Genomic DNA, 12,792 nt, shown 5'->3' with positions numbered 1-12,792 from the left:
AACCCGGTGGAAGCCGGGTTTTTGCTGGCGTTCAATCCCTCCGCTCATGCTCGTGGAAGGCGAGCAGAGCCAGCAAACTGATACTGGTGCAAAACATCAGATACCAGGAAGGCGCCAGCGCGCTGCCGCTGACGCTGATCAGCCAGGTGACGATGAATTGGGCGAAGCCGCCGAACAGGGTGACGCCGCTGGCGTAGATGATGGCTAGCCCCGTGGCCCGATTGCGGCGCGGAAAGGCTTCCATGATCAACAGGAGGCCCGCCGGGCCGCTGAGCGTCAGCAAGCTGGTGAGCAGGACGATGGTGAGTAGAGCGCTGGGCAGGCCGGGGTGGGCCTGGATCAAGGCGAAGCAGGGCCACACCGCTAGCAGGCTGAGCAGGTTGACGCCAAGCAGCAGCGGTTTGCGTCGGCGCAAGCGGTCGGCCAAGCGGCCGGCCAGAGGGGACAGCAGCATGAGGGCTAAGCCGGCGCTGCAGCCGGCGATCAGCGCGTTGGCCGGCGGCAGGCCCAGCACCTTGATCATGTAGGACGGCATATAGTGCGCCACGATATACATATTGGCGGTTCCGCCCAGAATGAGCAGCCCGCCCAGCAGCAGCGTGCGGCGCTGGGCGCGGATCAAGGAACCCAGGCTTTGTTGCGGCGCCGCGTCCTGGTGATGGGTTTCATCCAGATGGCGGCGGATGTACAGACCGACCGGGGCTATCAACAGCCCTAACAGAAAGGGCAAGCGCCACCCCCAGCTTTCCAACGCCTCCTGGCTGAGAAAGTGGTTCAGCAGTGCGCCGCTGAGCGCGCCGGCCAGCACGGCCGCGCCCTGGCTGGCCATTTGCCAACTCACCATAAAGCCGCGCCGCCGGCTGGGGCCTGACTCCATCAAGAAACTGGTGGCGGCGCCGACTTCGCCGCCGGCGGAAAAGCCCTGCAGCAGGCGGCCGACGACGATCAACAGCGGGGCGGCGGGTCCGATGTCGGCGTAGGTGGGCGCCAGGCCTATCAGCGAGGTGCCGGCCGCCATGAGCCAGATGGTCAATGTCAACGCCGGCTTGCGGCCTTTTCGGTCCGCCAGCCGGCCGATCACCACGCTGCCCAGCGGTCGCATCACGAAGCCGATGCCAAAGGTGGCCAGCGCCATCAGCAAGGAGCCGTACTGGCTGCTGGATGGAAAAAACAGCTTGCCGATCAGCACGGCGAAGAAGCTGAAGACGGTAAAGTCGTACAACTCCAGCCAGTTGCCCAGCGAGACGGCAATGATGGTGCGGCGCGGTGAATGACCGCGCTCGCGCGTTGAAACGGCGGAATTGGGGGGCGCGCCGTGAGTGGTTTCGGCTTTATTCATCTATTGCTCTCCTTTGGTGTTTTATTTTCAAGCCGTGTGATTCGCTTACGCATGGCCGTGCTGACGACATCGTGTCTAAAAGTAGTTGTGAAACATCCCGATGGAGAAGCCTATAGGGCTGGCGCCGGTGACGGGGTTGCCGGCTGGATCGGCGGGAAGCGGCTGGCCGTTGAGCATGAGGGTGGAGCCGCCGTAATTGCGAATGCCGCCGGCGCGCAGGTAAAGCGCGCTGCGCTTGGACAGGTCGTAGTCGTAGCCCAGCATCAGGCCTAGGGCGGAGCTGTCCATCGCTTGCCGCTGCGCGTTGAGCGCGCCGGAGGTATCGCGGTAGACGACGGAGAGGCGGTAGACGTGACGCTGGGACGGCACGATGGCGCCCAAGGTGTAGACCCTGGCGATGCCGTTTTCCCGGCGGCGCGGCAGGTCCAGCTTGAACGAACTGGACAGCACCAGGCTGCCGCTGTCGTAGACCGCGCCCAGGCCGTAGAAGTCGTTGCGCACGTTGTCCGGGCCGCCGCGGCGCAGCGGCTGCCAGGTCTGGTTGTAACTGGCGGCCAGATAGCGGGGGCCGCTTATGTGCGACAGCACCATGCCGCGGTTGGAGAGCGCGGGGCGGTCGCTGTGTTCGGCGGCGGCGTGCAGTACGTCGATGTTGAAACCGCGCCAGCGCGGCGATATCCATTTAATGGCGTTCCCGACCCGGGGCTCCGCTTGGGTGGAGCCGGCGCCAAGGTCGCCATTGAACTGCAAGCCGCCGGGGGTTTGCACCGCGCCCATGCCGGCCCAGGAGTAGGCGGAATTGGTGCCCACCGCTCCAAACACATCGACGAATAGCGGCAGGCCGGCGGCCAGTTGCCGGCCCAGCCGCACTGCGCCCAGGCCGGGAACCTCCAGGCCCAGCCAGGATTCGCGGTTGAAGACCACGCCGGGTAATTGCGGTTCGCCGGTGCCGGCATTGAAGCCGGCCTCCAGATTGAATTCCGCCTTCCAGCCATTGCCCAGCAATTCGCGACCGAAGATGCCGATCTTGGAGGTCCATTCGCCGCCGCTTTGCACTTGCCACTTGCGATGGCCGCCGGCCTGCTGATAGTTGATGCCCAGATCCATGGAGCCGTACATGGCCACGCCGCCGTTTTTCAGCATGCCGTTATATTGAGGCAGGCCGTAGAGACGAGACATCAGGAAGGGCTCCGCGCAGGCAACGGGCAGGAACAAGCTTGCCGCCAGGCCCGGCAGCAGAGGAAGTCTTGGCATCGCGTTTCTCCCTGGTTAGGGTGTGCTACGGTGGTTTCGGTCAGGAGCGATAGGGACCGGCGGCGGAGGGGGGACTATCCGGCCCGCAGATAACTTTCGGTCAGCCGCGCCCACAGCGAGGCGCCGATAGGCAAGGCTTCATCGTTGAAGTCATAGCCGGGGTTGTGCACCATGCAGCCGCCGCGGCTGTCGACGCCGTTGCCCAGCAGCACGTAGCAGCCGGGCGCTCTTTCCAGCATCCAGGCAAAGTCTTCGCTGCCCATCATGCCTTGCGGCGGTTGGTGCAGGCTCGCCGCGCCGGCCTGCTCGCGAATCAAATCCGCCAGCATCTCGGTTTCACGCGGCGTGTTCACCAGCACCGGAGATATGCGGCGATAGTCGATGTCGGCGCGAACCCCCAGACTCTGGGCTTGCAACTGAACCAGCTCGTGCAGGCGTTGCTGCAAGATGTGCCGTGTGTCATGGCTGAGCGCCCGCACGCTTAGTTTCAGGTCGGCATGCTCTGGAATCACGTTGTGAGCATGGCCGGCATGCAGGGCGCCGATGCTGACCACCCCGGCTTCGGAGGCGGGTATGTCGCGTGATACCAGTGTTTGCAAGGCCATGGCGATGGCGGCGGCGGCAATGATGGGGTCGCGGCCGAAATGAGGCATGGCGCCGTGGGCGCCTTTGCCGGAAAGACGGATGTCCACGCTGTCGGAGGACGCGGCCATGGGGCCTTCTTTCAGCGCGAAGCAGCCCACGGGCAAGCCTGGAGCATTATGGAGCGCGAAGATGGCGTCGCAGGGAAAGCGTTGGAACAGGCCGTCCTCCAGCATGCCCAGCGCTCCGCCCAAGCCTTCTTCCGCCGGCTGGAAAATCAGGTTTAGCGTGCCGTTGAACTTGCGGCTGCGCGCCAGGTAATGGGCCGCGGCCAGCAGGATGGCGGTATGGCCGTCGTGGCCGCAGGCGTGCATTTTTCCGGCATGGAGGCTGGCGTAGCTCAAGCCCGTGGCCTCCTGGATGGGCAGCGCATCCATGTCCGCGCGTATGCCCAGCGAGCGCGGGCCGTCGCCAACGCGCAATTGCCCAACGACGCCGGTCTTGCCGATGCCGCTTGTGACTTGGTAACCCCACTCGCGCAGCCGCGCGGCGACCAGTTCGCTGGTTCGTTGCTCCTCAAAGCCCAGCTCGGGATGGGCGTGGATCTGACGGCGGATGTCGATGAAGGCGTCTTTGTGTTGCAGGATTTCCGGGAGGATGAAACGGGAGGATGCGTGAGCCATGACGAACTCCTGAGTGGGGAATGCACTCGATCCTAAGCAAAACTTTCTCGCGTGTATAAGCACGAATCTTGATGGTTATAAATAGGGGTTATTGCCATGAGCCTGTTGAAGCAACATCAATTGCGAGCTTTGGCCGCCGTGGCGGACCAGGGCAGCATCAATGCGGCGGCGCGAGTTTTGTGCGTCAGTCAGCCCGCCATCACCAAGGCCTTGCGCGAGTTGGAAATGGAGCAAGGAGTGCCCTTGTTGCTGCGCAGCGCCCAAGGCGCGGCGCTGACCGACGCCGGCCAGTTGTTGCTGGGGTATGCGCGGCTGGTGATTCGAGAGCTGGAGCGGGCGCAGCAGGAGATGGAGCGCTTGCGTTTTGGGCGTGAGAGAAGTTTGCGGATAGGGATGACGCCATTGGCGGGGCTGGAGCTGTTGCCGGCGGCCTTTCTTGCTTTTCGACGCTTCCATCCGGATGTGCAGGTGAGTTTCCTGGAGCTGGACACCGTGCAAATGTTGGACGGCTTGCGCAGCGGCCAGTTGGATTTCGCGCTGGGCGCTTTTGTCGATCCGCCGGAGAGCGTCCATGTGCTGAGCTCCCCGCTTTACGAATTTGCCACCACCTTCGCGGTGCGCAGCGAAAGCCCGCTGAGCCAGGCGCGCCGTTTGTCGGAGCTGCAAGGCGCGGAATGGATGCACGCAGACGCCAGCGGGATGTATCCGCGCTTTGTCCGGTCGCTGTTTGCGCAGGAGGGATTGCCGCCGCCGGAGCGCATCACTTGCTGCACATCCAATGTGCTTTTTTGCGGTTTGCTGATGGCGATGGACGTGGTGGTGCCAATGTCTTCCCTGGGTATGCGAGCCACCTTGACCGCTCAGCGCTTCTCGGAGCTGAATTTGGAGGTGAGTCCGCCGGGCTTGACCTTGATGCTTTTGGAGCGGGAGGGGGCGATCATGAGCCGGGCGGCCGAGCGCATGATGGACTGCATTCGCGCGGCGCTTGCATGAAAAAGGCCCGGCATTGGCCGGGCCCGTTGGCGGGAGAGGGGTTTACAGTACCAGGCCGCCGATCAGCGCGGACAGAATGCTGACCAGGGTGGAGCCGTACACCAGTTTCAGGCCGAAGCGGGACACCATATTGCCGCGCTCCTCGTCCAGGCCCTTGACCGCGCCGGCGATGATGCCGATGGAGCTGAAGTTGGCGAAGGACACCAGGAAGATGGAGATCACGCCGATGGTGTATTCCGACAGCTGGGCGGTGAGCTTTTTCAATTCCATCATCGCCACGAATTCATTGGTCACCAATTTGGTGGCCATGATGCTGCTGGCCGGCATGATGTCGGCGGCCGGGATGCCCATCAGCCAGGCGAAGGGGTAGAACACATAGCCCAGTACGTACTGGAAGTTGACGCCGAAGACAGCGTCGAAGATGTGGTTGACGGTGGTGATCAGCGCGATGAAGCCGATCAGCATCGCGCCGACGATCACGGCGATCTTGAAGCCGGCCATGATGTAGTCGCCCAGCATTTCGAAGAAGGACATGCGGTGGGCGGCTTCCGCGCTGATCAGCTCGTCGTCGTCGCGGCTGGCGTCGTAGGGGTTGATCAGCGACAGGATGACGAAGGTGCTGAACAGGTTGAGGATCAGCGCGGTGACCACGAAGCGCGGTTGGATGATCTGCATATAGGAGCCGACGATGGACATCGACACCGTGGACATCGCGGTGGCGGCCAGCGTGTACATGCGCTTTTCCGAGAAGCTGCCGATGATGTTCTTGTAGGCGATGAAGTTCTCGGATTGGCCCACGATCATGGAGCCCACGGCGTTGAAGGATTCGATCTTGCCCATACCGCTGATCTTGGCCAGCACCCAGCCTATGCCGCGTATCACCCAGGGCAGCACGCGGATGTGTTGCAGGATGCCGATCAGCACCGAGATGTAGACGATGGGCATCAGCACCTTGAGGAAGAAGCTGAACTCGCCCTGATTGAGCAGGCCGCCAAACACGAAGTTGGTGCCTTCGCCGGCGTAGCTCATCAGCTTGTCGAACACGCCGGCCACGCCGCCCACCAGGGTCAGGCCGTAGCTGGAGTGAAGCAGGAAATAGGCCAGAGCCAGCTCCACCACGATGAGTTGCAGCACGTAGCGGATCTTGATGTTTTTGCGGTCGCGCGCCACCACTTGGGTCAGCAGGAAGACAACCAGCAGTCCGAAGACGAATTGAAGTATGTGCATATCTATTGCCTTGATGGGCCGTCCTTCAGGCAGGAACGGCGACGTTTGGCGGGCGTGCCCGCTGTGTGTGCTTGGTATTGTTGATTAGGCGAACGGCGAATTTTGACATGAAGCTATTGAGGATTCCATGTAAAACGCATTCGCCCGCCACTGTGCGCTTATCCGCCATCGCAAACCAGCCGGTTTGATCAAACAAGCTGCGCGGCGACGGCAAAAATAAAGCCCCCGGCCATGGCCGGAGGCTTGTTCCATTCCGCGCTACTGCGCTTGCTGTTCCGCTTCGCGGCGCGCTTGCTCGGCGAAATAATAATCGCGGCGCGCTTGCTTGGCCGCGGCCTTTTCCGCCAGTTCCCGCTCTTTCTTGGCGGCTTCCGCCGCCGCCTCCGCGCGCTGGGCGGCCTTCACCGCTTCGCGCTCGGCTTCCTCGGCGGCTTCGATCACGGCGATTTCGCTGCGGCTCTTGCACGGGCCGGTCTTTTCGAACCAGGCCACGGATTCCACATGGGCGGTGTGAGGGAACATATTGATGATGCCGGCCGCCTTCAGCGTGTAACCCTTGGTGTGCACCAGCACATTGGCGTCGCGCGCCAGCGTGGCCGGGTTACAGGACACGTAGACGATGCGCTTGGGCGCGGTGTCCTCGGTGATGGCCTTCAACAGCTGCACCGCGCCGTCGCGCGGCGGGTCCACCAGCATCTTGTCGAACTTGCCGAGCGCGGCGAAGGATTCCTCGGTGACTTCGAACAAATTGGCCATTTCATAGCTGACCTTGTCCTGCAGACCGTTGTGGGTGGCGTTTTCCACCGCGCGCTTGACCAGGGGTTGGCTACCCTCCATGCCGTGCACGCTGGCGCCGGAGCGGGCGATGGGCAGGGTGAAGTTGCCGATGCCGCAGAACATGTCGGCGATGCGCTCGCCCGGCTGCGGGTCCAGGAATTTCAGCGCGCGCGCCACCATCACCGCATTGATTTCGGGGTTCACCTGGGTGAACTCGGTGGGGTAGTAGGGCATTTCCACGCGGTATTCCGGCAGGGTGTAAGTCAGCTTGGGCGCGTCCAGCGGGTAGACCGGATAACAGGTGTCCGGCCCCTTGGGCTGCAACCACATTTGCAGCGGCCGCTCCTTGCTGCCGTGGGCGTCGGAGAAGGCGCGCAACAAGGCGTGGTCGGCGTCGTTGATGGCTTCCATATTGCGGAACACCAGGATGTCCACCTTGTCGCCCACCGCCAGCTCCACCTGGGGCATGCGGTTGTTGATCGACAGTTTATAGATCATCTCGCGCAGCGGCACGATCAGGTCAGAGATGTGGCGCGGCAGGATGTGGCACTCGCGCATATCGGTAATGTAGGTGGAGCGCTTCTCGTGGAAACCCACCAGCACGCCGCCCTTCTTCTCCACCAGCCGCGCCGACATCCGCGCGCGGTGGCGGTAGTGCCAGGCCGGGCCGGCGATGGGGGTCAGCACCTGTTGCGGCTTGACCCGGCCGATGCGGGCCAGATTGTCTTCCAGCACCCTTTGCTTGACCGCCACTTGGGCGGAGAACTCCACATGCTGCATCGAACAGCCGCCGCAGGTGCCGTAATGCGGACAGCGCGGCTGCGTGCGCAGGAAGCTTTCCTTCAGCACTTGGCTGGTGTTGGCGTTTTCGTAGGACGACTTCTTGCGATAGGCGCTGTAGACCACGGTTTCATACGGCAGCGCGCCATCGATGAAGATGGTCTTGCCGTCGACGTGGGCGACTCCCCGGCCTTCGTGGTCCAGCGATTCGACCTGAGCGATAGTCTGTTTGTGCGTCATGGTGTTGCTTGGAAAATCAAACGGAAAGCGGCGATTTTCTCAAATTATCCGGCGGCGCGCAGGGGTTTTTTGTCGGCGCCGGCCGTCGCGCCGGTTTCCTCCTCCAGCCCGGCGGCCTTCCTTTGCGGAAAGCCTCTGGCCGGAACTTTGAGTCAAAGCCGGCTATGCTGGCGTAAAGCCTACAATATCAGCGGCGACCCAGGCGGGACGAGGGACTTGGTAATAGTCAGAATCTTGCTTTTTCCCGCTTTCTGTTAGAATCGAACAATAGTGATTTCAAATATGGTGCGGTATGTTGAAGCGATGTTTTGGGCTGTTGGGTATGCTGGGATTGAGCGCGACGACGGGCGTCGGCGCGGCGGTGATTCCCGAGCCTGATGTGCAGGTCAACCCCGCGGGCCTGCACTTGGTGCTGAACCTGCCGCAGGCGCGGCTGTTCCAGTACCAGGACGGCAGGCTGTCCAAAATCTATCCGGTGGCGGTGGGCAAGATGCTGACCCAGACCCCCACCGGCAGCTTCGACATTACTGGCATTTACAAGGCGCCGGCCTGGCATGTGCCGCGCTCCATCCAGGAAGAAATGCGCCGCAGCGGCAAGGAAGTGCAGACCGTGGTGCCGCCGGGACCCAAGAATCCGTTGGGCCCGGTCTTCATCCGTTTCGGCGAGGCCAAGCTGGGCCTGGGTTTCCACGGCACCAACGCGCCCGGCTCGGTGCCGGGTTTCCGCAGCCATGGCTGCGTGCGTATGAAAAACGACGACGCCTTGTCCTTGTCCAAAACCGTTACCCGAGGCGACGCGGTCACGGTGGCTTATCAGACCGTATTGCTGAATCAGGACGCCGCCGGCGAACTGTGGCTGACCGCTTACCGCAACCACTACAAGCAGGACGATCCCTCTTTCCCTATGCTGGCCGAAACGCTGCTGGCCTGGCAGAAGCAGAAATCCTCGGTGGTGTACGGCGCGCGGGTGGATCAAGCTTTGAAGGCGCGCAAGGGCGTGCCGGTGTGCCTAACTTGCAAGGATGTGGCCAAGGCCAAGGTGGACGGGGACTTGTCCGCGGTGCGCTGGTTGTCGCCGGGCAAGGCCGACGACACCCAGGTTGCGCGTGAACCGGCCGGCCGCGAGCCAGGCGGCCCGTTGCCGACCCAGGCCGCGCCGCCGGCGTCCGCGCCGCAGCACGCGCCGGCGGTCGCTCCGTCCTCGGCGCCTTCCTCCTCGCGCGCCGCCGTGCGCGCTCAGCCGCGCGGCAATGGTCGGCCGGCCTGATTCAGTCGGCCATCTCTCCCGCTAATTCCCCGACGCGCCGCAAGGCGCGTTCGTACGCCGGGTTCCACGGATAGCAGCAGGACAGCCGCACGCAATTGCGGTAGCGGCCCTTGGCCGAGTACAGCGTGCCGGGCGCGACGGTGATGCGCTCGGCCAGCGCCGTCTGGAACAGTTCCATGGTGTCCACTCCGCTGGGCAATTCCACCCACAGCAGGCAGCCGCCGGAAGGCGAGGTGGCCCTCGTCTGTGCCGGAAAACAACTGGCGACGGTGCCGCGCAGCTTTTCCATCTGGCTCATGAAATGGCGGCGGATCAGCCGCAAGTGGTGGTCGTAGCCGCCGGTTTCCAGGTATTCCGCCAGCGTTTCCTCCAATAGCCGCGGCTGGGCCAGCGAGCTGGCGAACTTCAGTCGCGTCACTTCGCGCAAAAAGCGCCCGGGCGCGATCCAGCCGATGCGAAAGCCCGGCGCCAGCGTCTTGCTGTAGCTGGAGCACAGCAAAACCCAGCCGTCGCGGTCGTAGGCCTTGACCGCGTCCGGGGCGCCGTCGTAGTGCAGGTCGGCGTGCGGCACGTCCTCGATCAAGGGCACTTGGTGTTCGTTGACCAGCGCCGCCAGCCTTTGTTTGGCTTCGGCCGGCATGGTGCAGCCTAGCGGGTTGTGCACGGTGGGCATGGCCACGACGGCGTTCAGCCGTTTCTCCGACAACAGCAATTCCAGCGCGTCCAATGACAGACCGTCGGCCGGATGGGTGGGGATCTCGATCACGCTCAGGCCCAGGTTTTTCAGCGTGGGCAGCAGCGCGAAATAGGTGGGCGATTCCAGCCCCACGGTGTCGCCCGGCTTGCAGCAGGCGCGCAGCGCCAGTTGCAGAGCCTCGGTGCAGCCGTTGGTGATCACCAGGTCCTCGGCGGCCAGCACGCAGCCCCAGCCGACCGCGCGTTGGGCAATCTGGCGGCGCAAGCGTTCCGAGCCGGGCGGGAAGGGGTAATCGGTGGTCAGCTCCGGATGCTGGCGCAGCAGCCGTCCCATGATGTGCTTGAAGCGGGTGGTGGGGTAGAAGTCGCTGCCGCGTGGGCTGGCCAGCGACAGGTCGATGAAATCTTCCCGGGTTTGCGCCGTCATCACCGCTTCGATCTGGTCCACCACTTCGCCGGCGTGATGGGCGGCGCTTTGCCGACGCATGCGCGGCAAGGGCAGGGTGGCGGCGGATTTGACGTAGAAACCGGATTGCGGCCGCGCCTCGATCAGACCGCGGTCCTCCAGGGTGCGGTAGGTCAGCAGGATGGTGGACGGGCTGACCTTGTGCATTTCGCAGGCCTTGCGTACCGAGGGCAGCCGTTCGCCGGGCTGCACCACGCCGGTCTGGATCAGGGTGATCCACTCGTTGACTAGCTGCTGATATAGGGGTTCGTCGCTCATGCAAAGGCCTCGCTGACAGATGTGAAGATTGCCATCGGTACAATTTTCCGTAAAAACGACCATAACAGTTTTAAAATTGTAAAACTGTTATGGTTCCAATTCAATTTTTCTGAATCTGTATTCAATGCCGGCCCGGCGTTATCATTGCCTCCATTGAAAACAAACCGCGTCCGGATTGTCCGGCTGCTGGTTATGGCTTGGAGCCGTAATGAACTTTGTTGCGTTGGTGACTTATCTGTTGGTGATGTCGATCACGCCGGGGCCAAACAATCTGGTGTTGGCCTCGTCCGGGGTCAATCATGGCTTTTCCCGCACGGTGCCGGCATTGCTGGGCATGTCGTTGGGCTTGTCGGTGCAGGTGGGCTTGTTGACGGTGTTCCTGGGCAGCTTGATCTCCGTCATCGCCTCGGTGCAGCTTTACCTGGCGATGGCTGGTTGTCTCTACCTGTTGTGGCTGTCTTGGGGCATGGCGCGCTCGGCGCCAGCTAGCGGGGAAGCCGGCGGCGCGCCGATGGGCTTTTGGGGCGGGGTGCTGTTCAACTGGTTGAATCCCAAGGTGTGGCTGATGGGCTTCAATATCGCGATGGTGTTTTTGCCGGCCAAGATGAACGCCTGGCATGCCGGCCTGCTGTTTGCGGCTCTGACTTTCATCATCGGCCTGCCGTGCATTGCCTTGTGGGCGGGCTCCGGCGTGGCTGCCCGCCGTTTCCTGGCTTCGCCCCGTCGTTTGCGGGCTTTCAATTGCGGCATGGCGGCGATGCTGGCGGTGACGGCGATCTGGCTGCTGCTGGAAATGCTGCCGGCGCAAACGCTGCATGCGCTGCCGCAAATGATCTGATGAATAACTAAATTGACAGTGATGTTCTTGCTGCGGACATTGTCTATGCTGTCCAAAAGGGTAGGTGGCCTATCGTACAGGTAGCCCGAGCGACAGATTCGGGCCGCGATGGGCTGATCAGGCGGGCAGCCGAGAGCGGGGGCAGCATCATGACAGCAGCGGGATTCGACGGCGTGTATCGTTCGAGCACGTCTTTCTACGGGGACAAGCCGTCTCCGTCTTTGGTCCAGTATCTGGAAAAATATCATGTGGCGGGCGGTGGGGCTGGCTTGGACCTGGGTTGCGGTCAGGGCCGCAACGCCTTGTATCTGGCTCAGCGGGGCTTTGCGATGACGGCGGTGGACGGTTCCGCGGAAGCGATAGCGAGCCTGGGCGAGGCGGCGGACGGGCGCAGGCTGAACGTGGGGGGGCGGGTGGCGGATTTGGCCGGGCTGGAATTGGAGCCGGGGCGTTACCGGCTGATCGTGGCCAATACCTCGCTGGATCACCTGAGCGCGGACGAGGGCGAGGCGTTGGCGCGCCAGATGACCGCCGCGTTGGAGCCGGGCGGCTATCTGTTCGTGTCGGTGTTCATGGTGGACGATCCAGGTTGTGACGCCCAGGGCCGGGTGGCCAGCGAGACGGCTTCCTACGTCAAGCATTACTACCAATCGGGAGAGCTGCGCCGTCAGTTTTCCGCGCTGAGCCTGTTGGCTTATCAGGAGGAGTATGCGCTGGACGTCGGCCATGGCCAGCCGCATTACCACGGCATCGCCAGGTTGTTCGCGCGGCGCGATCACTGAGCGACGTTGCCGCCGACGCGCAGCGGGCTTTATCGGGCTCTCAGAACCTGTTTACGATCTCGCGAGCTAAGGTGAGACAAGGCGAAAACGGCTGAGAAAGCGGAATGTACAAGTGGTACATGAGCATTTCGAAGTTGTTTTCAACGTCGTATCGCCAACGCGCAGCAGATCGTAAACAGATTCTCAGGACTCCAGCGCCCTGCGTATCACTCCTTCCTTGTCGGCTGGCCGCCAGCCGTCCGGCTTCAGCACCTTGCCGTCCTCGCGGCGCACAATCTTGCCGTCCACGCATTTGCGCATATTGGCGGCGTGGATTTCCCGTGCCATGTCCTCCAGCGGCAGGCCTTGCGACATCAATAGTCCGCTGAGCACATTGAGCACGTCCACGCCTTCGGCCAGCAACTCCGCCATTCGCCGAGCGCGCTCCGCTTCGTCGCCGTCCTGGCGTTTGTAATCGGCCAGCGCCTGTTGGAACTCCGCCAGTTCTTCGTCCAGCATGGTTTCCCACATTGCCAATTGTTGCGGCTGCCATTGCGGTCGCTGCGGGCTGGGAATGTCGAACTGGCTCATGAAGTGGCGGCGAAGAGCGAAGAAATTTTCCATGATGTAG

At 62.8% G+C, this 12,792-nt stretch carries 11 protein-coding genes; 4 read left to right on the top strand and 7 right to left on the bottom strand.

The window, feature by feature from the left end:
- Positions 1 to 31: 31 nt before the first annotated feature.
- From GYH29_RS15140 to GYH29_RS15130, 3 genes are all read right to left on the bottom strand, one after another.
- Entirely contained in the window at positions 32 to 1,339 is a 1,308-nt protein-coding gene (locus tag GYH29_RS15140; RefSeq protein WP_019103701.1) for an MFS transporter, read from the bottom strand.
- A gap of 75 nt (positions 1,340 to 1,414) precedes the next feature.
- On the bottom strand, positions 1,415 to 2,593 hold the full coding sequence (locus tag GYH29_RS15135) for a porin (RefSeq protein WP_161524049.1): 1,179 nt from the start codon (positions 2,591 to 2,593) through the stop codon (positions 1,415 to 1,417).
- Positions 2,594 to 2,667: 74 nt separating this feature from the next.
- Positions 2,668 to 3,858, bottom strand: a complete 1,191-nt coding sequence (locus GYH29_RS15130; RefSeq protein WP_161524048.1) for a M20 aminoacylase family protein — start codon at positions 3,856 to 3,858, stop codon at positions 2,668 to 2,670.
- A 96-nt stretch (positions 3,859 to 3,954) separates the two neighbouring features.
- Here GYH29_RS15130 and GYH29_RS15125 point away from each other — a divergent pair, with 96 nt between their 5' ends.
- Positions 3,955 to 4,851 carry a LysR family transcriptional regulator gene (locus tag GYH29_RS15125; protein WP_161524047.1) on the top strand — a complete coding sequence of 299 codons (897 nt, stop codon included), beginning with the start codon at positions 3,955 to 3,957 and terminating at the stop codon, positions 4,849 to 4,851.
- A gap of 42 nt (positions 4,852 to 4,893) precedes the next feature.
- Here GYH29_RS15125 and GYH29_RS15120 read toward each other — a convergent pair whose 3' ends face one another.
- Both GYH29_RS15120 and rlmD read right to left on the bottom strand, forming a co-directional pair.
- On the bottom strand, positions 4,894 to 6,078 hold the full coding sequence (locus GYH29_RS15120; protein ID WP_043590100.1) for a NupC/NupG family nucleoside CNT transporter: 1,185 nt from the start codon (positions 6,076 to 6,078) through the stop codon (positions 4,894 to 4,896).
- A gap of 258 nt (positions 6,079 to 6,336) precedes the next feature.
- Positions 6,337 to 7,875: a 23S rRNA (uracil(1939)-C(5))-methyltransferase RlmD gene (rlmD, locus tag GYH29_RS15115; protein ID WP_161524046.1), complete on the bottom strand. Its 1,539-nt coding sequence runs from the start codon at positions 7,873 to 7,875 to the stop codon at positions 6,337 to 6,339.
- A gap of 322 nt (positions 7,876 to 8,197) precedes the next feature.
- Here rlmD and GYH29_RS15110 point away from each other — a divergent pair, with 322 nt between their 5' ends.
- Positions 8,198 to 9,142, top strand: a complete 945-nt coding sequence (locus tag GYH29_RS15110; protein ID WP_232060404.1) for a L,D-transpeptidase — start codon at positions 8,198 to 8,200, stop codon at positions 9,140 to 9,142.
- A 1-nt stretch (position 9,143) separates the two neighbouring features.
- Here GYH29_RS15110 and GYH29_RS15105 read toward each other — a convergent pair whose 3' ends face one another.
- Positions 9,144 to 10,562 carry an aminotransferase-like domain-containing protein gene (locus tag GYH29_RS15105; protein ID WP_043590096.1) on the bottom strand — a complete coding sequence of 473 codons (1,419 nt, stop codon included), beginning with the start codon at positions 10,560 to 10,562 and terminating at the stop codon, positions 9,144 to 9,146.
- 208 nt (positions 10,563 to 10,770) lie between these two features.
- Here GYH29_RS15105 and GYH29_RS15100 point away from each other — a divergent pair, with 208 nt between their 5' ends.
- Together GYH29_RS15100 and GYH29_RS15095 are read left to right on the top strand one after the other, a co-directional pair.
- Positions 10,771 to 11,400, top strand: a complete 630-nt coding sequence (locus GYH29_RS15100) for a LysE family translocator (protein WP_019104292.1) — start codon at positions 10,771 to 10,773, stop codon at positions 11,398 to 11,400.
- Positions 11,401 to 11,549: 149 nt separating this feature from the next.
- Complete coding sequence (locus GYH29_RS15095) at positions 11,550 to 12,182, top strand: class I SAM-dependent methyltransferase (protein WP_081575490.1); 633 nt, start codon at positions 11,550 to 11,552, stop codon at positions 12,180 to 12,182.
- Between the two features lie 183 nt (positions 12,183 to 12,365).
- Here the strand turns inward: GYH29_RS15095 and GYH29_RS15090 are convergent, their stop codons facing one another.
- The gene (locus GYH29_RS15090; RefSeq protein ID WP_039756701.1) at positions 12,366 to 12,785 is read right to left on the bottom strand and encodes a nucleoside triphosphate pyrophosphohydrolase family protein; all 420 of its coding nucleotides are present in this window, start codon (positions 12,783 to 12,785) and stop codon (positions 12,366 to 12,368) included.
- Positions 12,786 to 12,792 lie beyond the last annotated feature (7 nt).

Source organism: Chromobacterium haemolyticum, from assembly GCF_009936155.1.
Taxonomy (GTDB): Bacteria; Pseudomonadota; Gammaproteobacteria; order Burkholderiales; family Chromobacteriaceae; genus Chromobacterium; species Chromobacterium haemolyticum.
Note: the sequence above shows the minus strand (reverse complement) of the source record. Positions and strands in the feature narration are given on the sequence as shown.